Below are 17,657 nucleotides of genomic sequence, written 5' to 3' on the forward strand. Positions count from 1 at the left end.
GGGGCCTTCTGCTTTGGCGCGGGCGATCCGGCGCGGATTCGTGATTGCGCTGGCCGCCCTGTTCTGGGCATGCTGGCCCCATGGTTTCTCCCACCCGATCGATCCATGTCGTGGCCGCCGTCATCACCGACGCCCGTGGCCGCGTGCTGCTCAACCGCCGTACCGAGAACCGCGACATGGCTGGCCTGTGGGAGTTCCCCGGCGGCAAGCGCGAATCCGGCGAGACCTCCGAACAGGCGCTGGTGCGTGAACTGCGCGAAGAGCTGGGCATCGAGGCCGATGTCGGGCCCTGGCTGATGGATGTGCCGCAGCGCTATCCGGACAAGCACCTGACCCTGGAAGTGCGCCACGTGCGCAGCTGGAAGGGCACACCGCGCGGGCGCGAGGGCCAGGCGATCACCTGGGTGGCGCAGGACAAGCTGGGCCGCTATTCCATGCCGCCGGCCGACCTGCCGGTGGTGGCCGCACTGCGCCAACCGGATCGCTACCTCATCACGCCGGCGCCGGCCGAAGATGCCGGCGGCGTGCAGCACTGGCATGAACGGCTGCAGCAGGCAGTGGCGGCGGGCCAGCAGCGCATCCAGCTGCGCCTGCCGCCGGAGCATCCGCAACGGCAGGCGATGATCGAACAGGCCGTGCGCGCGCATCGTCGCGGCGTGCAGTGGCTGCTCAACCGCGATGTCGCGTTGGCCCGCACACTGGGCGTGGGCGTGCACCTGGGCAGCGAGCAGTTGCTGGCCCTGCAGGAGCGGCCCTTGCCGGAAGGACAGCTGGTCGCCGCGTCCTGCCACGACCTGGAGCAGCTGCAGGCGGCGCAGCAGCTGGGCTGCGACTTCGCGGTGCTCGGCCCGGTGCAGGCCACGGCCAGCCATCCCGGGGCGGTGCCGCTGGGCTGGGAGGCCTTCGCTGCGCTGCGCGCGCAGGTATCGCTGCCGATCTACGCGTTGGGCGGCATGGCCGCCGGCCATATCGCCGAAGCGCGTCGGCATGGCGGGCAGGGCATCGCTGCGATTCGTGGGCTGTGGCCGGCGTGAGCCGGCATGCAGGGTCAGATCCCTGCGCAGCAGGGCTCTGACCCCATCGCGGCAATCTGGGGTCGGAGCCCTTTCCGCTGGAAGGGATCCGACCCCTCCCGATCACAACGTGATCCAGAAGCATCCGTATTGCCGCCGCAATCCCAGCACCGTGGACGCTCGCGACGCGCTGCCGGGCAGCGTCTGCTCCAGGCGCAGGCCGACCGGATGCCGTGGCGCTGGCGGCTCAGGGTCGGATTCCTGCGCCGCAGGGCTCTGACCCTCTTCCTGCGAGGGCGCCAGCCCCTGTGGCGGATACACCGGCACCACGTCCACCAGTGGCCGCCGTGCCAAGGATTCCAACTGGCCGAGGATGCGCTGCGCGCCGGCATCGGAGACCGCACCCCACAGGTACAGCGAGGACAGCCGGTTCACATCGTTGCTGACGATGCCGGTGCGCAGTGCGTCCACCAGCTCGCTCAGGCGTCGTGGGCAGCGCGCACCCAGGGTGTCGCGTGGCAGGGTGCTGCCGGTGGGCGCGGGCGGTGGCAATCGCGACCGGGCGCCAACGCTGTCGCAGGGGCGGTCGGTATACACGCTCTGCCCCTGCGCATCGGTGCAGCGGTTCAAGCGCGGGGACTGCGCATGGACAATGCTCGATACCGAACACAACGACAGCAGCAACAGCAGGAAGGAAAACCGGTTCATCGGCGCAGGGTAGCGCCGATCGCGGTGGCATGGCGTGCTTTCAGCCGTGCAGCAGCTTCAACACCGACGTGGTCGGCTTGGCCAGGTTCAAGGTGTAGAAGTGCAGGCCCGGCGCGCCGCCCTCGATCAGGCGCTGGCACAGTTTGGCCACCACTTCGGTACCGAACGCCCGCACCGATTCGGCGTCATCGCCATAGGCCTGCATCTTGCGGCTGATCCAGCGCGGGATCTCCGCACCGCATTGCTCGGAGAAGCGGCGCAGCTGGCTGAAGTTGGCGATCGGCATGATGCCGGGCGTGATCGGCACCTGCACGCCGAGCCGGCGCACGGCATCGACGAAGTGGAAGTACGCATCCGGGTTGTAGAAATACTGGGTGATCGCCGCGTCGGCGCCGGCATCGATCTTGGCCTTGAAGTGCTTCAGGTCGGCCAGTGCATCGGAGGCCTGTGGATGGGTCTCCGGATAGGCACCGACTTCGATGCGGAAGGCGGTGCCGTGTTCGGCGCGGATGAAGTCGATCAGCTCGGCGGCGTAGCGCATGTCACCGGGGAAGCCCATGCCGGAGGGCAGGTCGCCGCGCAGCGCGACCAGGCGATGGCAGCCGATGGCGCGGTACAGCTTGAGCAGTTCGCGGATTTCCTGGCGGGTGCCGCCGACACAGGACAGGTGCGGTGCTGCCTCGAAGCCGTGGTGCTGGTTGAGGTGGCGCACGGTCTCGGAGGTATAGCTCAGGGTCGAGCCACCGGCGCCGAAGGTACAGGACACGTACTCGGGGTCGTAGTCCTTCAGCCTGGCCGCGGCGCGGTCCAGCTGGCTGCGCTGTTCGTCGGTCTTGGGCGGATAGAACTCGAAGCTGATGGCGGTCATGGCACGGGCGGCAGCGGCGGGTGCGGGTCAGTATATCGCTTCATCAAGATGGATGTTAGTTGGCTGCATGGACTGGCACCGTCCGCCGCCGGCGACCGTTTGCCCGGGTCTGCGGCCGTTGCTCCGGAATCGCAACCTGGCTGCCGTAGCCGGGCGCACGCTGCTCCCATCCCGGCACCCCCCACCTGATGAAGGAGCACACGATGAAGATCTTCCTGGCACTCTGGTACGCGATGAAGGCCCTGGCCCGGCTGGCGATGATCGGCATGGCGATGGCCGTGCTCGGCTCCGGTTCCGCGCATGCCGCCACCGGCTCGACCGCTGGCAAGGTACAGGTCGAGGTGGTCGGCATGGGGCGACCGCTGCTGATGATCCCCGGCCTCAACAGCAGCGCCGAGGCCTGGCGCGAGACCTGCCTGGCCCTGAAGGACGTGCAGTGCCACCTGGTGCAGTTGCCGGGCTTTGCTGGCGCGGCAGCGGCCGACCCGCGCCCGGCCGGCTTCCTGCCGGCGATGCGCGGGCAGCTGCTGGCCTACCTGCATGACCAGCACCTGGGGCCGGTGGTGGTGGTCGGCCACAGCCTCGGTGGCGTGCTGGGCCTGCAGATGGCGCAGGCCGAGCCGAAGGCGATCAGCGCACTGGTGGTGGTCGATGCCCTGCCGTTCCTGCCGGCGGCGCGCGACCCGAGTGCCACCGCTGACAGCGTGCGGCCGATGGCCGACCAGCTGCGCAAGGGCATGCTGGCCGCCGACGCCGCGCAATGGCAGGCGCAGTTGAAGGCGGGCCTGCCGGGCATGACCCGCGATCCGCGGCGCCAGGCCGAACTGGGCCGCTGGGGCGAAGCCAGCGACCGCCAGACCACGGCCGATGCGATGCATGCGGTGATGACCACCGACCTGCGCGACAGCATCGCTTCGATCACCGCGCCGACGCTGGTGCTCGGCAGCTGGGCCGGCTACCAGCCGATGGGCGGCACCGAGGACGGCACGCGTGCGGTGTTCCAGGCCCAGTACGCGAACCTGCAGGGCGTGCAGATCGCGATGAGCGCGCAGGGTTTCCACTTCCTGATGTGGGATGATCCGCGCTGGTTGCAGGAACAGGTGCAGCGATTCCTCGCCGCGCATCCCTGACCCTTGTCCGCCCTCCTGCCACCGCCGAGAGCCCGCATGGACGCCACCACGCCTTCCCGCCGTTTCTGGACGCTCAATGCACTGGCATGGGCCGGCTATGCGCTGTACGGGCTGTGGGTCGGCATGCGGATCGGTGGCGGCATCGTGTTCAGTGGCATCGTGCTGATCACCGTCAGCGTGGCGGTCTCACTCTGGCTGTGCAGCGGCGCATTGCGTTCGGTTGCACTGCGCCAGCGCTGGTGGGAGGGCAGCCTGGGCAGCCTGGTGCTGAAACTGGCTGCCGGCGTGGTGCTCGGGGCCAGCGTCGCACAGGCGGTAACGGCGGCGCTGCTGCTGCCGGCGCTGGCGCTGGGTTGGGTGCAGCTGCCTGGCGGCCATGCGGATTACCAGTGGTCTTCGGTGCTGCTGTACTGGATGAACACCGCGTTGTTCCTGCTGGTGTGGACCGGTTTGTGGGCGGGCCTGCACGGCCTGCGGCGGGCACGCTACAGCGAGCTGGCACGCCTGCGCGCCGAAGCCGAACGCAGTGCGCTGGAACGTGACGCACTGCGTGCGCGGCTCAATCCGCATTTCATGTTCAATGCGCTGAACAACCTGCGTGCGCTGATCCTGGAAGACCCGGAACGGGCCCGTGACATGGTCACCCGCCTGTCGCGCACGCTGCGCCAGGCGCTCGCCCACAACCGCAGCGAGCAGGTCACGCTGGCCGAGGAACTGGCGGTGGTCGATGATTACCTGGCCATCGAGGCGGTCCATTTCGAACAGCGCCTGCAGGTGCGGCAGCAGATCGATGCCGATGCCACGCAGGCGCAGCTGCCGGCGATGGCGTTGCAGTTGCTGGTGGAGAACGCGATCAAGCACGGTATCGCCAGCCGTCCCGGCGGCGGCGAGGTGCAGATCCGCGCCACGCTGGACAATGACGTGCTGCGGTTGCAGGTGGACAATCCACTTCCAACCGGCAGCGAACCCACCCATGGCCATGGCGTCGGCCTGGCCTACCTGCGTGCGCAGCTGGGCATGCGTGGCCGATTCGTGCTGCAACCGGCCGGTGACCGCATGCAGGCCCTGCTGGAGATTCCGCAATGACTGGCATGCTGCGCGTGTTGATCGTCGATGACGCACGGCTGGCCCGGCAGGAGCTGCGCACGCTGCTGTCGGCGCTGCCGTGGGTGCAGTGCGTGGGCGAGGCCGACGACGTGCCCGCCGCACGCGAGGCGATCACCACGCTGGCACCGGACCTGGTGCTGCTGGATGTGCAGATGCCCTCCGGCAGTGGTTTCGACGTGCTGGACGGCCTGGACACGGTGCCGGCCGTGGTCTTCGTCACCGCCTACGACACCTATGCGGTGCGTGCGTTCCAGGCCAACGCGCTGGACTACCTGGTGAAGCCGGTGGAGGCGCCGCGGCTGCTGGAAGCGCTCGAGCGGGCGCGGCAGTGCGAGGCGGTTGCGGCCGACGTGCCGGAATCGCGCGGCACGCTGGGCGCGCACGACCAGGTGTTCGTGCGCGAGGGTCAACGCTGCTGGTTCGTGGCAGTCTCCGAGATCCGTCGGCTGGTGGTGGATGGCAACTACACGCGGCTGTGGTTCCGCGACCAGAACGCACTGCTGACCCGCAGCCTGAGCGCGCTGGAAGCACGCCTGCCGCCGGATCTTTTCTTCCGCGCCAACCGCAACACACTGGTCAACCTGCGCCGTATCCGTGGGGTGTCGCCCAGCATCGGCGACGGCTATGACCTGACGCTGGATGATGGCAGCGAGGTGGAGGTATCGCGGCGGCAGGCACGCGAGCTGCGCGAGCGGATGGCGTTGTAGGTGCTGCCAGCGGTTACCCTGTGCAGCGGATTCCCAGATCACGCCGCGCCATGTCCATCGTCCTCACCGATTTCGCCCGTCCCCGCCTGTTCCCGCGCGTGCCACGCGGCAATACCATCCAGGACTGCACTGCCGAGCAGTTCGAGGCACACCTCAATGCGCACGCGCCGCTGAAGGTGCTCGACGGCTACGCCCCGTTCTGCAAGTTGTTCGTCTACGAGAACTGGACCAGCACGCGCTGCCTGACGGTGCCGGTCACCGAGGCCAACCGCCACCAGCTGCGCAGCGGCTACGAAGCGCGCAACCGCGAGGAACTGCCGGTACTGGTGCGCTGGTTCGAGGGCGTGGAGTCGCCGCGCGCGAACTACCTGGTGGTGATCCTGTACAACGCCGAGCAGCTGGCCAGGGAAGGCTCACCGATCGAAGCCGACTGGGGCATCGTCGGCTGCATCTATACCGCCGAACCGGAAGAAGTGCCGATGGCGCCGATCACCATGATGCGCAATGCGCTGGGCGTGGAGGAGGGCGGTTCCGGCGTGCCATTGGACAAGGAGGCCTACCGGCGCTCGGTGGAGTTCTGGGAGAACAACGCCAACTGGCGGCCGGGGTCGGATCCCCGCATCGCAGGGCTCTGACCCGATCATTCGAGCCCCCGGTCGAAGCCTTTCCCTGAGGAGGGGATCCGACCCCAGGCGCGCGCTATGATCGGGCCAGGCAAACCCAAGGAGGGCAGGGCATGGCGGTCTGGGCAAGGATGATCCTGATGTTGCTGGCGGGCACGCTGCCCGCCACCCCGGTACTGGCCGCGAAGCCCTCTGCCGGGATGGCCTGCGAACCCATGGCACGCCTTCCCGGGCTGCGCGATGCGGGCGTGACCGCGCTGTCGATGCAGCCGCAGGACGGCCGCTGCGTGATTGAAGTGGCGGCGGCCAATGGCAACGCGCTGCGTCGGCAGCAACGAATGCTGGAGGCGCTGGTGCAGCATGCCTGTGCCGCGCCGGCGCACGTGACCGTGAATGAGGTGCAGGTATCCCTGCAGCTGCGCCTGCCGACGCCCTGCACGGCACGCAGCAAACGGGATCTGTTCGCGGGTGAAGGTATTCCCTGGCTGCCTCCACACGGCGTGTCGCCGCGCTATCCGGTGGAGGCCATGCGGCAGGGGCTGTCCGGCCGCAGCATGCTGAAGGCGTTGGTCGATGCGCGGGGGCGCGTTGCGGCCGTGATCGTGGAGACCTCCAGCGGTCATGCGTTGCTGGATGACGCTGCAGCGGAGGAGCTGCAGGGCTGGCGTTTCAGCCGCGCCGATGCGAAGGGTACGGTGCCGGCGTTGACCCTCGTGCGCATGCCGATGCGGTATGAATTCGTGGAGTGAGCGTCATCCATGCATGGCACGGATCTGGACGTACCGCAGCGGAGCCACGCCGTGCGTGGCTGCATCACTGTCAGAGGCGCTTCCACTCCCACCACGGGTAGTGGTATTCGCGCTCGGTGGCGCTCCACGGCTGCGTGCAGGACGTGCACGTCACCCGGTAGCACTCACCCCAGCCATCCTCGGCCTCGCCTCGTCCGAGCAGCAGCACGTGGCCCTGTTCCAGCAGCGGTGCAGGGTTAAAGAACACATAAGAAGGGTAGAGTGCGCACAGGCACCCCTCACGCGCCTGCCAGTAGCGCAGCCGTTGCAGGGCCGCCTTCAGGTGCGCCTGGTTGCTGATCAGCATGCCGCCAAGGGCGATGCCCTCGCAGCTGCGTTCGATCGTATCCACATGTGCGACCAACGCGTCCAACGACGCGGTGCTGAACAGCCGTGCCACCGTGCGTGCGGCATCGGTGATGCGCGTGGCATCGCGCGACAGCAGGTCCTGCAGCAGCACGTCGGCCTGTGCATCGTCGAGCCGGGGTACCGGCGCTGCAGACCACGGCCAGCGCATCAGCGTGACTTGCCGATGGCAGCGTAGTGGCCGGCGGTGAGGCGCAGAAGGTCGGCCGGTGCCAGTTCTACCTCGAGGCCGCGGCGCCCGGCGCTGACATGCAGCGCGGGCAGCGCTTCGGCACTGGCGTCCAGGAACGTGCGCAGGCGCTTCTTCTGCCCCAGCGGGCTGATGCCACCGACCAGGTAGCCGGTCGCGCGCTGTGCGGCATCGGCGGCGGCCATCTCGCACTTCTTGCAGCCGGCGGCTTCGGCCAGCGCCTTCAGGTCAAGCTGACCGGCGACCGGCACGATCGCCACCAGCAGTTCGTGTGCTTCCGTGCTGGCCAGCAGGGTCTTGAACACCTGGGCCGGGTCGAGGCCGAGCTTGTCGACGGCTTCGCCGCCATACGATTCGGCGTGGGCGTCGTGCACGTAGCTGCGCACGGTGTGGGCGATCTTCTCGCGCTTGAGCAGGTTGATGGCCGGGGTCATGGGCGCATCCTAGCGCGAGGTAGGGATATTGCCTTGACCGAAACTCGCGCATCAACGCAGGACGGGCCCCCGAAGGCGCCCGTCCCGGCTGTGATCGTCGGCATCCCGCGTCAGCGCGACATCGACTGCTGCGTCTGAATCTGTTCCTGGGTCTGTCGCTGCGACAGTTCGTTGTCCAGCGCCTGGCTATGCCGCGTGCTGTCCTGCAGCGTGTGGTTCGCCGCCTGCGACAGGTCGACGTAAGTGCGGTGCATGGCGGGATCGCCAAGCTGGCCCTGCACGGCGAACACGCCCTGGTTGTCCGGCCGCGCCAGCACGGTATCGACCTGGCTCATGCCGGCCAGCTTGGACTCGTAAGCCACCAGGCCTGCGGCGTTCTCGAGCTGGCTGCGGTCATTGAACAGTGGCGCCAGGCCACCCTGGCGGCGTTGTTCTTCCAGCGTTTCCAGCTTTTCCACGACCTGCTGGTAACGCGGGTTGTCGGCGTGGCCGGGGGTGGCCATGGTCGGTTCGGCGGCCTGCTGTTGCTGTTGCGCGATGGCCTTGTCGAGCGCACCCAGGGTGGTGGCACCGACCTTGCCATCGACGGTGAGCTGGTGCTCACGCTGGAACTGCTTGACCGCTTCCAGGGTGCCGGGCCCGAAATCGCCATCGGCTACCAGTGGCTTGCCGTCCTTGCCCAGATAGCCCAGGTCGGCCAGCTTCTGCTGCATCGCCTTTACCTCATCGCCCCTGGCGCCGCTGACCAGTACGCCGTTGCCGCCGGGCGCGCCGGGCGACCCGTGCGAGGGGGCATGGGTGGGGGTGATGCCCAGCTGGGTCATGGCCCGGTCGAAGCGCTCATCGCGGCTGGTCACCGCGGCCGGCGACTGGATGCCGTACTTGGTGGCATCGACGAAGTTCTGCACGTCGCCGCGGGTCGGTGGATTGCCGGCCTGGACCGTACCGCCCTGCAGCTTTTCCGCGTTGCCGGCCAGATAGCTGATGAACTGCGGGCCCATGCCGCCGAACTGGTTGTCATAGTCGGCCATGGCCAGCTGCAGTTCGGGGTTGGCCGCGATGGCATCGGCGGCGGCCGGGTTGGTGGCACGCACCTTGGCGATGGCTTCATCGACGCGCTCGATGGCGCTGTCCAGCTTGTCGTTGGTGAGCTGGTCCATCTTCGCCTGCGGAATGGCCTGCAACTTGGCGTCAAGCGCCGCCAGCTGCCGGGTGCTCAATCCGCCCTGCTGGGACAGCAGTTCGATGTCAGCGGCGGTGAAGCCGTTGTCGCGCAGGAAACGCCTGGCCTGTGGATTGCCGCCGACATCGAACTGCACCAGTCCGAACGAGTAGGTGCTTGCGCCTTTCTGCGCGTATGAGAAGTGGTCCAGGTGGCGGGTGTTGCCGCCCAGCTCCGTGTTGAGGAACAGCGTGGACAGCTGTTCGCGGGTAAGGGTGGAATCCTTTGCCATGGTCATCGTCCTTCAATGTGGGAAAAAGCGCCGGGCGCACCCAGCGGATGTCAGCCGGCGCAGTGCTGCTGCGTAAAGCCGAGCAGCTGGCGGACGGCCTGGGTGCCGTAGGCGGCCGATGCCGGTACGAGGGCGAACTGGCCGACCATCTGGTTGCTGCACAACTGCACGTTGCGCTTGCCGGCGGTGGTTTCCTGGATGCAGTTGGCCGCCAGCACGGCGTTGGGGCCACCGCCCACGTTGGTGGCGGCCGTACAGCCCAGCAGGCGGCCTTCCTGGCCGTTTTCTCCCAGCAGCGTGTTGAAGTTCGCCAACTGGCTGTTGGGGTCGCGCAGCACCAGCAGGTCCACGCACTGCTGCTGGCCGTCGGGCACTTCGCAGGCGTCCTGGTCGACCAGGCCGTCGCGCGTGGCCGAGAGCACCTTGAGGCGATCGGCAAATACCTGTTGCAGGCAGTGCGCGTCACCGCACAGGTCGCGCGTATGCTGGATCCAGCGCTGCTGCTCGGCCTGCAGCTTGTCCTTGCCGGCGGCATCGAGGGTGTCGCGTGCGGAGGCTTCAGCCTTGGCCAGCTCGGCTTCCTGCTGCAACAGGGCGGGGTCGTTGCAGATCAGGGTCTGTACCTGTGATGCCCCCTCGGCGCAGGCAGCGCTGCTGCCCGTGGCCGCTGCCGGGGTGCTGGTTGCCTTGCCGTCGGTGCTTGCCTGGCCGGTGTTCGCCGCCGGCGCGCTGGCACCGGCATCGCTGCCAGGCGGGCTGCAGGCGGCCAGCAGGGCCACCCAGCACAGGATCATCAGGGGCTTCATCGCCCGGGTCACTCGGTCATTGTTGCGCGGCATGTCCTGTCCTTTGCTGTCAGCGTCCCGGCGCATGGCCTGCAGTCGGCAGTCCATGGGGGCATAGAGACTAGCAAGCGGCTTCTTAGGGCACTGTGACAGGGCGCGCGGATCTGCTGCGGGGCGACGCAACGCAGAACGGGCGCCCGAAGGCGCCCGTTCTGTCTGCATCTGTTGCCGGGGTCAGCGCCCTTTCCTGCGGAAAGGGATCCGACCCCGCCTGCGCCGGTAGTGCCGGCCGCTGGCCGGCACCGCGCACGATCAGTAGCGGTAGTGGTCCGGCTTGAACGGGCCTTCCACCGGCACGCCGATGTAGTCGGCCTGTTCCTGGCTCAGGGTGGTCAGCTTCACGCCGATCTTTTCCAGGTGCAGGCGAGCCACTTCTTCGTCCAGCTTCTTCGGCAGCAGGTACACCTTCTTCTCGTAGCTGTCCTTGTTCGCCCACAGGTCGATCTGTGCCAGGGTCTGGTTGGCGAAGCTGTTGGACATCACGAAGCTCGGGTGGCCGGTGGCGCAGCCCAGGTTCACCAGGCGGCCTTCGGCCAGCAGGAAGATCGCATTACCGTTCGGGAAGATGTACTTGTCGACCTGCGGCTTGATGTTGACATGCTTGATGCCGGCGAAGGACACCAGTGCGTCGACCTGGATCTCATTGTCGAAGTGGCCGATGTTGCAGACAATGGCCTGGTCCTTCATCGCGCTCAGGTGCTCGATGCGGATGATGTCCCTGTTGCCGGTGGTGGTGACGTACAGGTCGGCACGGCCCAGGGTCGATTCGATGGTGTTGACTTCATAGCCTTCCATCGCCGCCTGCAGGGCGCAGATCGGGTCGATCTCGGTGACGATCACGCGCGCGCCGTAGGCACGCAGCGACGCGGCGCAGCCCTTGCCGACATCGCCGTAGCCACAGACCACGGCTACCTTGCCGGCCAGCATCACGTCCATCGCGCGCTTCAGGCCGTCGGCCAGCGACTCGCGGCAGCCATACAGGTTGTCGAACTTGCTCTTGGTGACCGAGTCGTTGACGTTGATCGCCGGGATCAGCAGGGTGCCGGCCTGGGCCAGCTGGTACAGGCGGTGCACGCCGGTGGTGGTCTCTTCGGAGACGCCCTTCCAGTCCTTGACCACGCGGCCCCAGTAACCCGGGCGCTCCTTGGCGACGCGCTTGAGCAGGTTCTTGATGACCTGTTCTTCGTGCGAGGCGGACGCGGTGTTGACCCAGTCGCTGCCGTTCTCCAGTTCGTAGCCCTTGTGGATCAGCAGGGTCACGTCACCGCCGTCGTCCACCACCAGTTCCGGGCCGGTCAGGGTGCCGTCGGCCAGGGTGAAGGTCAGCGCGTCCAGGGTGCAGTCCCAGTACTCTTCCAGGGTCTCGCCCTTCCAGGCGAACACCGGGGTGCCGGTGGCGGCGATGGCGGCAGCCGCGTGGTCCTGGGTCGAGAAGATGTTGCACGAGGCCCAGCGCACGTCGGCGCCGATGTCCTTCAGGGTCTCGATCAGCACCGCGGTCTGGATGGTCATGTGCAGCGAGCCGGTCACGCGCACGCCCTTCAGCGGCAGCTCGGCCTGGTACTTGCGGCGGATCGACATCAGGCCCGGCATTTCGTGCTCGGCGATGTCCAGTTCCTTGCGGCCCCAGTCGGCCAGCGTGATGTCGCGGATCTTGTAATCACCTTCGGTGGAGAAGGTCTTGGCAACAGCGTTCATTCGTGTGCTCCGGTTGTGGGCGAGCGGGTGCTCGCATCTAGCCGGGCGCCGTTGTTACAAAGCCACCTTACCGAGCCTGGCCGGGCCTCATCGGATCCGGTCGCAGCGCCCCTCGGCAGGGGAGAACCCCCATTATATCGCGGCCCCGGCATGACATCCGGATGACCCAACCATCGGCAGATGGGGGCGCGTGCACGGCCTGTTAAGGTCGGTGCTTTCACGCATCACGCAGGTAGAACGATGAGCATGCACGCGCGCCGTACGCGGCGCTGGACCGGCCTGGTCCTGTCGATGGGACTGCTGGCCGTGGCCCCGCTGGCCTGGGCGGTGGCCCCACAGCCCGCTGCAGCACAGGCCCAGGGCGTCAATGGCTACGAACTGCCCTCGGCGGCGCTGCAGGCGGTGGTCGACGCACCGCGCGCGCCGTCGCTGCACCTGTCGCCTCGCCGCGACATGGCCGCATTGATGCAGATGCCGTCGCTGCCGTCGATCCGGGTGGTGGCGCAGCCGGAACTGAAGCTGGCCGGCCTGCGCATCAACCCGCGCACGTTCTCCGACAGCCGTTTCAGCTTCGGCGAGAAGCTGTGGCTGATGAACGTGGCCGATGGCAAGGAACGGCAGATCAGCGGCCTGCCGGCCACGCTGTCGATCGCCAGCCTGATGTGGTCTCCGGATCAGAAGTGGCTCGCTTTCAACCAGGTCGACGCCACCAGCGGCGCCAACGAACTGTGGCTGGTGGACGTGGCCTCCGGCAGCGCCCGCCGCCTGGTTGCCGGCCTGAACACGGTGATCGGCAGCGGTTACCAGTGGCTGCCGGACAGCCGCGGGCTGGTGGTGTTCACCCGCCCGGCCAACCTCGGTGCGGCCCCGGCCACCGACGGCATCCCGACCGGCCCGGCCGTGCAGCAGACCCGCCGGGGCGATGGCGTGGTGTCGATCCGTACCTACCAGGACCTGCTGAAGAACGAGGCTGACGCGCGCCAGTTCGACTACTACGCCACCACACAGCCGGTGGAAGTCAGCCTGGATGGCAGCACCCGCCCGATCGGCGCGGCCGGCATCTTCATGGGCTTCTCCGTGTCGCCGGATGGCCGCTTCGTGCTGCGCCAGCCGGTGCAGCGCCCGTATTCCTACGTGGTGCCGGTGAGCAGTTTCCCGCGCCGCATTGAAGTGATCGACCGTGCCAGCGGCAAGCTGGTGCATACCGTGGCCGTGCGTCCACTGGTGGAAGGCCTGCCGACCGGCAACGACGCCGAAGTGACCGGCGTGCGTGACATCGGCTGGCGTGGTGATGCCGACGCGACCCTGGTCTGGGCCGAAGCGCAGGATGGTGGCGACCCGAACAGGGATGCCAAGGTGCGCGATGCGGTGCTGATGCAGGCCGCGCCGTTCGACACGCCGCCGGTGACGCTGGCCCAGCTGGGCAGCCGCCTGGCCGGTATCAGCTGGGGCCGTGGCGACCTGGCCCTGCTGACCGAATCGTGGTGGAAGACCCGCAGGACCAAGACCTGGCTGATCGCCCCGGACAATGCCAGCGCCGAACCGCGCCTGCTGTGGGATCGCGATGCGCAGGACCGCTACGCCGATCCGGGCCGGCCGCTGCGGGCCAGCGACGAGCGCGGCCGTTCGCTGCTGCAGACCAGCGCCGATGGCGGCAGCCTGTACCTGGCCGGCGCCGGTGCTTCGCCGGAAGGCGACCGTCCGTTCGTGGACCGCTTCGACATCGCCACGGGCAAGGCAACGCGCCTGTTCCACTCGCAGGCACCGAGCTATGCGCTGCCGGTGGCATTGCTGGACAAGCAGGGCAGTTCGCTGCTGCTGAGCCGCGAGAGCCCGGACGAGCCGGCCAACTTCTACGTGCAGTCGCTGGCCGATGCTGGGAGCGCACCGCGCGCGCTGACCCATTTCGCGCATCCGCTGCCGCAGCTGAAGGGTGTGCAGAAGGAGCAGATCCGCTACAAGCGCAAGGACGGCGTCGACCTGACCGCGACCCTGCTGCTGCCGCCGGGATACGACCCGAAGCGCGACGGCCCGCGCCCGCTGCTGATGTGGGCCTACCCGGGCGAGTTCAAGAGCGCGGCCGCGGCCAGCCAGGTGACCGATTCGCCGTATCGCTTCAATGCGGTCAGCTACTGGGGCCCGCAGGCGTTCCTGGCCAAGGGTTACGTGGTGCTGGCCAGCCCGTCGATGCCGATCATCGGCGAGGGCGACAAGGAGCCGAACGACACCTACATCGAACAACTGGTGGCCAATGCGCAGGCGGCCGTGGATGAAGTGGTGCGGCGTGGCGTGACCGACCGCGATCACATCGCCATTGGTGGCCATTCGTACGGTGCGTTCATGACGGCCAACCTGCTGGCACACACCCGCCTGTTCAAGGCGGGCATTGCGCGCAGCGGCGCCTACAACCGCACGCTCACGCCGTTCGGCTTCCAGGCCGAGGAGCGCAACTACTGGCAGGCGCAGGACGTCTACCAGAAGATGGCGCCGTTCAATTACGCCGACAGGATCAAGGATCCGATCCTGTTCATCCACGGCGTGGACGACAACAACTCCGGCACGTTCCCGATCCAGAGCGAGCGCATGTTCGCGGCGGTGAAGGGCCTGGGTGGCACCGCGCGGCTGGTGATGCTGCCCAACGAATCGCATGCCTACCGCGCACGCGAATCGATCATGACCATGCTGGCCGAGAGCGAGCGCTGGCTGGAGCAGACCATCGGCCCGGCCGAGCAGGGCACGGCGAAGAAGAAGCGCTGATACGTGCATGAGGGTGGCCGCTACAACAGCGGCCGCCTGTGCGGCTGCGCCGCCGCCCGAGCATGGGCTCGGGCGCTACACGGTGTCCCGCGCCATGACGCTTGTAGAGCCGAGCCCATGCTCGGCTGCGTCCGCCATGGATACGTGCAGATGAAACCATTCTTGCATCGCAGCACGACGCCCGATCTGGGATAGGCTTGGGGTCTGGATCCGTTGACCGAGGCCTGTGCGTCGCCGATGAACGAGTACCGCAGCAGCATCGAGTTTGCTTCCCCCGATCTTCCGCTTCGCGATGACGTGCGCCGGCTCGGCGCACTGGTGGGTGACCTGCTGGTCGAACAGGTTTCGGCCGCGTTTCTCGACGATGTCGAGGACGTGCGCACCCGCGCCATTGCCCGCCGCGAGAACCAGGCGCCGCTGTCGGAGCTGGCCGAAGGGCTGGCCGGGCGCACGCCGCAGCAGGCCGAGACCATGGTGCGGGCCTTCAGCACCTACTTCCAGGTGGTCAACATCGCCGAGCGCGTGCATCGCATCCGCCGCCGCCGTGATTACCAGCGTGCCGGTACCGCCGGGGCGCAGCCCGACGGCCTGCAGGATGCGCTGCAGCACCTGAAGGCGCAGGGCGTGGGCCTGGATGAGCTGGCGCAGTGGCTGCCGCGCATCGACATCGAACCGGTGTTCACCGCGCACCCGACCGAAGCGGTGCGCCGCGCGCTGCTGGAGAAAGAGCAGCTGATGGTGGCCAGCCTGGTCGACAACCTCGACGGCCAGCGCACGCCGGGGGAAGCGGCCGCCGATGCTGCGCGCTTCCGCATGGCGCTGACCGCTTCGTGGCAAACCACCGATTCCTCGCCGGTGCGGCCTACCGTCGATGACGAGCGCGAGCACGTCGGCTTCTATCTGGTGCAGGTGCTGTACCGGGTGATCCCGGTGCTGTACGAATCGCTGCAGCAGGCGCTGCGCGATACCTACGGCGAAGAACTGCCGCTGCCGCGCCTGCTGCGCTTCGGTACGTGGGTGGGCGGCGACATGGACGGCAACCCGAACGTGGATGCCCACACCATCCGCACTACGCTGGACGCGCAACGGCAGGCCGTGCTGGGTCGCTACCAGAAGGAACTGCTGCAGCTGGCCAGCCTGCTCAGCCAGTCCACCGAGCGGGTGGGCGTGAGCGAGGCGCTGCAGGCGCGCGTGGCGCACTACCAGCAGCTGCTGCCGCAGGTGCAGTCGCGCCCGCGCCATGCCGACATGCCGTACCGCCTGCTCAACGACCGCATGCGCGCACGCCTGCAGGCAACGCTGGACGATGGCGAGGGCGCCTACGCCGGCCCGGACGAACTGATCGACGACCTGCAGCTGATCCTCGACAGCCTGCGCGCCAACCGCGGCGAACATGCCGGTGGCTTCGCCGTGCAGCGCCTGCTGTGGCGGGTGAAGACCTTCGGCTTCCACCTGGCGCGGTTGGACGTGCGCCAGGAATCGAGCGTGCACGCGCGCGCGCTGGCCACGGTGCTGGGCGGCGACGCAGCGTGGGACGGCCTGGATGCAGTGGGTCGCGCGCGCCTGCTGGCGCCGCATGCCAGTGGTGACGCGCCGTTGCCGAAGGGCGACGACGAAGGCAACCGGCGACTGGACGCCGTGTTCGCCGCGCTGGCCGATGCCCGTGCGCGGCATGGTGGCGATGCACTGGGCAGCTACATCATCTCGATGGCACATGACCGCAGCGACGTGCTGGCGGTGCTGGCGCTGGCGCGCCGTGGCGGCCTGGTGGAAGAGAACGGATCAGTACCGCTGGATATCGCGCCGCTGTTCGAGACGGTGGAGGACCTCAAGCGCGGCACCGCGACCCTGCGTGATCTACTGGCCGACCCGATCTATCGCGCGCACCTGCAAGCACGCGATGACGTGCAGATGGTGATGCTGGGCTATTCGGACAGCAGCAAGGACGGTGGCATCGCCGCATCGCGCTGGGGCCTGCAGCGTGCACAGGTGGAACTGCTGGAGGTGGCGGCCGAGGCCGGCATCCGCCTGACCTTCTTCCATGGCCGTGGCGGCTCGATCAGCCGCGGTGGCGGCAAGACCACGCACGCGGTGGACGCATCGCCGCGCGGCAGCATCGATGGCCGCCTGCGGGTGACCGAGCAGGGCGAGGTGATCCATCGCAAGTACGGCATCCGTGCGCTGGCCCTGCGCTCGCTGGAGCAGGCCACCGGTGCGGTGCTGCGTGCCAGCCTGCGCCCGCGTGCCGCCGAGCCGCGCGAGGATGAGTGGCGACCGGTGATGGACGCGGTGGCATCGGCCAGCAGCGAGGTGTATCGCGCGTTCGTTGGCCAGGCCGGTTTCATGGACTACTTCCGCACCGCCACGCCGATCGACGTGATCGAACGCATGACGCTGGGCTCGCGGCCATCGCGCCGGCTCGGCCAGGACGCCGCGCTGGGCAACCTGCGTGCGATTCCCTGGGTGTTCGCCTGGAGCCAGGCGCGCGCGGTGATTCCCGGTTGGTACGGCGTGGGCAGTGGCCTGCAGGCGGCGGTTGCTGCCGGCCACGAACAGACCCTGCGCGAGATGGCGCGGGACTGGCCGTTCTTCCGCACCTTCCTGGACGACATCGCGATGGTGCTGTCCAAGGGCGATATCACCATCGCCGAGCAGTTTTCGCTGTTGTCGGGTGAACTGCACGGGCACTTCTTCCCGCAGGTGCAGCGCGAACTGGAACTCACCCGGCACTGGCTGCTGGCGCTGATGGACCAGCGGACGCTGCTCGACCACGATGCGCGGCTGGCGCTGTCGATCCGCCTGCGCAATCCCTACGTCGATCCGATCAGCGTGCTGCAGGTGGACCTGTTGCAGCGCTGGCGGGCCAGCGGGCGCGAGGATGACGGGTTGCTGCGCGCGCTGGTGGCCTGCGTGAACGGTGTTGCGCAGGGCGTGCAGAACACCGGTTGATCCGCATCCGCCGGGCATGG

The 17,657-nt window shown here is 68.1% G+C and carries 15 protein-coding genes and 1 riboswitch; of the genes, 8 read left to right on the forward strand and 7 right to left on the reverse strand.

The genetic code is table 11. The features are described from left to right. The first annotated feature begins 80 nt into the window (after window positions 1-80). Window positions 81-1,034 carry a Nudix family hydrolase gene (locus AC5P7I_RS09690; protein ID WP_049406070.1) on the forward strand — a complete coding sequence of 318 codons (954 nt, stop codon included), beginning with the start codon at window positions 81-83 and terminating at the stop codon, window positions 1,032-1,034. A 102-nt stretch (window positions 1,035-1,136) separates the two neighbouring features. On the opposite strand, the gene AC5P7I_RS09695 is transcribed toward AC5P7I_RS09690, so the two are convergent. Beyond that, on the reverse strand, window positions 1,137-1,721 hold the full coding sequence (locus tag AC5P7I_RS09695; protein ID WP_262087887.1) for a DUF4124 domain-containing protein: 585 nt from the start codon (window positions 1,719-1,721) through the stop codon (window positions 1,137-1,139). Window positions 1,722-1,761: 40 nt separating this feature from the next. After that, window positions 1,762-2,589, reverse strand: a complete 828-nt coding sequence (gene metF / locus AC5P7I_RS09700) for a methylenetetrahydrofolate reductase [NAD(P)H] (RefSeq protein ID WP_014645950.1) — start codon at window positions 2,587-2,589, stop codon at window positions 1,762-1,764. Window positions 2,590-2,792: 203 nt separating this feature from the next. Here metF and AC5P7I_RS09705 point away from each other — a divergent pair, with 203 nt between their 5' ends. The 5 genes from AC5P7I_RS09705 to AC5P7I_RS09725 all read left to right on the forward strand — a co-directional run bounded on the left by AC5P7I_RS09705 (window position 2,793) and on the right by AC5P7I_RS09725 (window position 6,905). Then, complete coding sequence (locus AC5P7I_RS09705; RefSeq protein ID WP_014645951.1) at window positions 2,793-3,719, forward strand: alpha/beta fold hydrolase; 927 nt, start codon at window positions 2,793-2,795, stop codon at window positions 3,717-3,719. A 36-nt stretch (window positions 3,720-3,755) separates the two neighbouring features. Further along, window positions 3,756-4,805 carry a sensor histidine kinase gene (locus tag AC5P7I_RS09710; protein ID WP_014645952.1) on the forward strand — a complete coding sequence of 350 codons (1,050 nt, stop codon included), beginning with the start codon at window positions 3,756-3,758 and terminating at the stop codon, window positions 4,803-4,805. Further along, window positions 4,802-5,533 carry a LytR/AlgR family response regulator transcription factor gene (locus AC5P7I_RS09715; protein WP_495222156.1) on the forward strand — a complete coding sequence of 244 codons (732 nt, stop codon included), beginning with the start codon at window positions 4,802-4,804 and terminating at the stop codon, window positions 5,531-5,533. Before AC5P7I_RS09710 ends, AC5P7I_RS09715 begins: the two co-directional genes overlap by 4 nt. A gap of 50 nt (window positions 5,534-5,583) precedes the next feature. Continuing rightward, window positions 5,584-6,168: a DUF3228 family protein gene (locus AC5P7I_RS09720; RefSeq protein ID WP_014645954.1), complete on the forward strand. Its 585-nt coding sequence runs from the start codon at window positions 5,584-5,586 to the stop codon at window positions 6,166-6,168. 101 nt (window positions 6,169-6,269) lie between these two features. After that, a complete protein-coding gene (locus tag AC5P7I_RS09725; RefSeq protein WP_053494934.1) occupies window positions 6,270-6,905 on the forward strand; it encodes an energy transducer TonB in 636 nt (211 codons plus the stop codon). Window positions 6,906-6,975: 70 nt separating this feature from the next. On the opposite strand, the gene AC5P7I_RS09730 is transcribed toward AC5P7I_RS09725, so the two are convergent. From AC5P7I_RS09730 to ahcY, 5 genes are all read right to left on the reverse strand, one after another. After that, window positions 6,976-7,461 (reverse strand): hypothetical protein, encoded by a 486-nt coding sequence (locus AC5P7I_RS09730; protein WP_100449348.1) that lies wholly within the window; start codon window positions 7,459-7,461, stop codon window positions 6,976-6,978. Further along, window positions 7,461-7,934, reverse strand: a complete 474-nt coding sequence (gene ybaK, locus AC5P7I_RS09735) for a Cys-tRNA(Pro) deacylase (protein ID WP_014645957.1) — start codon at window positions 7,932-7,934, stop codon at window positions 7,461-7,463. The genes AC5P7I_RS09730 and ybaK overlap by 1 nt, the downstream gene beginning before the upstream one ends. A 110-nt stretch (window positions 7,935-8,044) precedes the next feature. Beyond that, window positions 8,045-9,388, reverse strand: coding sequence for a peptidoglycan-binding domain-containing protein (locus tag AC5P7I_RS09740; protein ID WP_014645958.1), 1,344 nt, complete (start codon window positions 9,386-9,388; stop codon window positions 8,045-8,047). Between the two features lie 50 nt (window positions 9,389-9,438). Beyond that, window positions 9,439-10,227, reverse strand: a complete 789-nt coding sequence (locus tag AC5P7I_RS09745) for a lysozyme inhibitor LprI family protein (protein WP_164077295.1) — start codon at window positions 10,225-10,227, stop codon at window positions 9,439-9,441. Window positions 10,228-10,485: 258 nt separating this feature from the next. Continuing rightward, the gene (ahcY, locus tag AC5P7I_RS09750; RefSeq protein ID WP_014645960.1) at window positions 10,486-11,931 is read right to left on the reverse strand and encodes an adenosylhomocysteinase; all 1,446 of its coding nucleotides are present in this window, start codon (window positions 11,929-11,931) and stop codon (window positions 10,486-10,488) included. A gap of 36 nt (window positions 11,932-11,967) precedes the next feature. Further along, window positions 11,968-12,051, reverse strand: a riboswitch (S-adenosyl-L-homocysteine riboswitch). A gap of 120 nt (window positions 12,052-12,171) precedes the next feature. Between ahcY and AC5P7I_RS09755 the strand changes: the two genes are divergently transcribed. Together AC5P7I_RS09755 and ppc are read left to right on the forward strand one after the other, a co-directional pair. Next, window positions 12,172-14,688 carry a S9 family peptidase gene (locus AC5P7I_RS09755; RefSeq protein WP_169411164.1) on the forward strand — a complete coding sequence of 839 codons (2,517 nt, stop codon included), beginning with the start codon at window positions 12,172-12,174 and terminating at the stop codon, window positions 14,686-14,688. 237 nt (window positions 14,689-14,925) lie between these two features. After that, window positions 14,926-17,637, forward strand: a complete 2,712-nt coding sequence (gene ppc, locus AC5P7I_RS09760; RefSeq protein ID WP_262087885.1) for a phosphoenolpyruvate carboxylase — start codon at window positions 14,926-14,928, stop codon at window positions 17,635-17,637. Window positions 17,638-17,657 lie beyond the last annotated feature (20 nt).

The organism is Stenotrophomonas sp. YJH_SMC_138 (genome assembly GCF_059369855.1).

Excerpts from the sequence above, each read along its gene's own strand:
- AC5P7I_RS09720 (WP_014645954.1), top strand. The coding sequence starts at position 5,584 with ATGTCCATCGTCCTCACCGATTTCGCCCGTCCCCGCCTGTTCCCGCGC.
- ppc (WP_262087885.1), top strand. The coding sequence starts at position 14,926 with ATGAACGAGTACCGCAGCAGCATCGAGTTTGCTTCCCCCGATCTTCCG.
- ahcY (WP_014645960.1), bottom strand. The coding sequence starts at position 11,931 with ATGAACGCTGTTGCCAAGACCTTCTCCACCGAAGGTGATTACAAGATC.
- AC5P7I_RS09695 (WP_262087887.1), bottom strand. The coding sequence starts at position 1,721 with ATGAACCGGTTTTCCTTCCTGCTGTTGCTGCTGTCGTTGTGTTCGGTA.
- AC5P7I_RS09725 (WP_053494934.1), top strand. The coding sequence starts at position 6,270 with ATGGCGGTCTGGGCAAGGATGATCCTGATGTTGCTGGCGGGCACGCTG.
- metF (WP_014645950.1), bottom strand. The coding sequence starts at position 2,589 with ATGACCGCCATCAGCTTCGAGTTCTATCCGCCCAAGACCGACGAACAG.
- AC5P7I_RS09740 (WP_014645958.1), bottom strand. The coding sequence starts at position 9,388 with ATGGCAAAGGATTCCACCCTTACCCGCGAACAGCTGTCCACGCTGTTC.
- AC5P7I_RS09730 (WP_100449348.1), bottom strand. The coding sequence starts at position 7,461 with ATGCGCTGGCCGTGGTCTGCAGCGCCGGTACCCCGGCTCGACGATGCA.
- AC5P7I_RS09710 (WP_014645952.1), top strand. The coding sequence starts at position 3,756 with ATGGACGCCACCACGCCTTCCCGCCGTTTCTGGACGCTCAATGCACTG.
- AC5P7I_RS09705 (WP_014645951.1), top strand. The coding sequence starts at position 2,793 with ATGAAGATCTTCCTGGCACTCTGGTACGCGATGAAGGCCCTGGCCCGG.
- AC5P7I_RS09745 (WP_164077295.1), bottom strand. The coding sequence starts at position 10,227 with ATGCCGCGCAACAATGACCGAGTGACCCGGGCGATGAAGCCCCTGATG.
- AC5P7I_RS09715 (WP_495222156.1), top strand. The coding sequence starts at position 4,802 with ATGACTGGCATGCTGCGCGTGTTGATCGTCGATGACGCACGGCTGGCC.
- AC5P7I_RS09690 (WP_049406070.1), top strand. The coding sequence starts at position 81 with ATGGTTTCTCCCACCCGATCGATCCATGTCGTGGCCGCCGTCATCACC.
- AC5P7I_RS09755 (WP_169411164.1), top strand. The coding sequence starts at position 12,172 with ATGAGCATGCACGCGCGCCGTACGCGGCGCTGGACCGGCCTGGTCCTG.
- ybaK (WP_014645957.1), bottom strand. The coding sequence starts at position 7,934 with ATGACCCCGGCCATCAACCTGCTCAAGCGCGAGAAGATCGCCCACACC.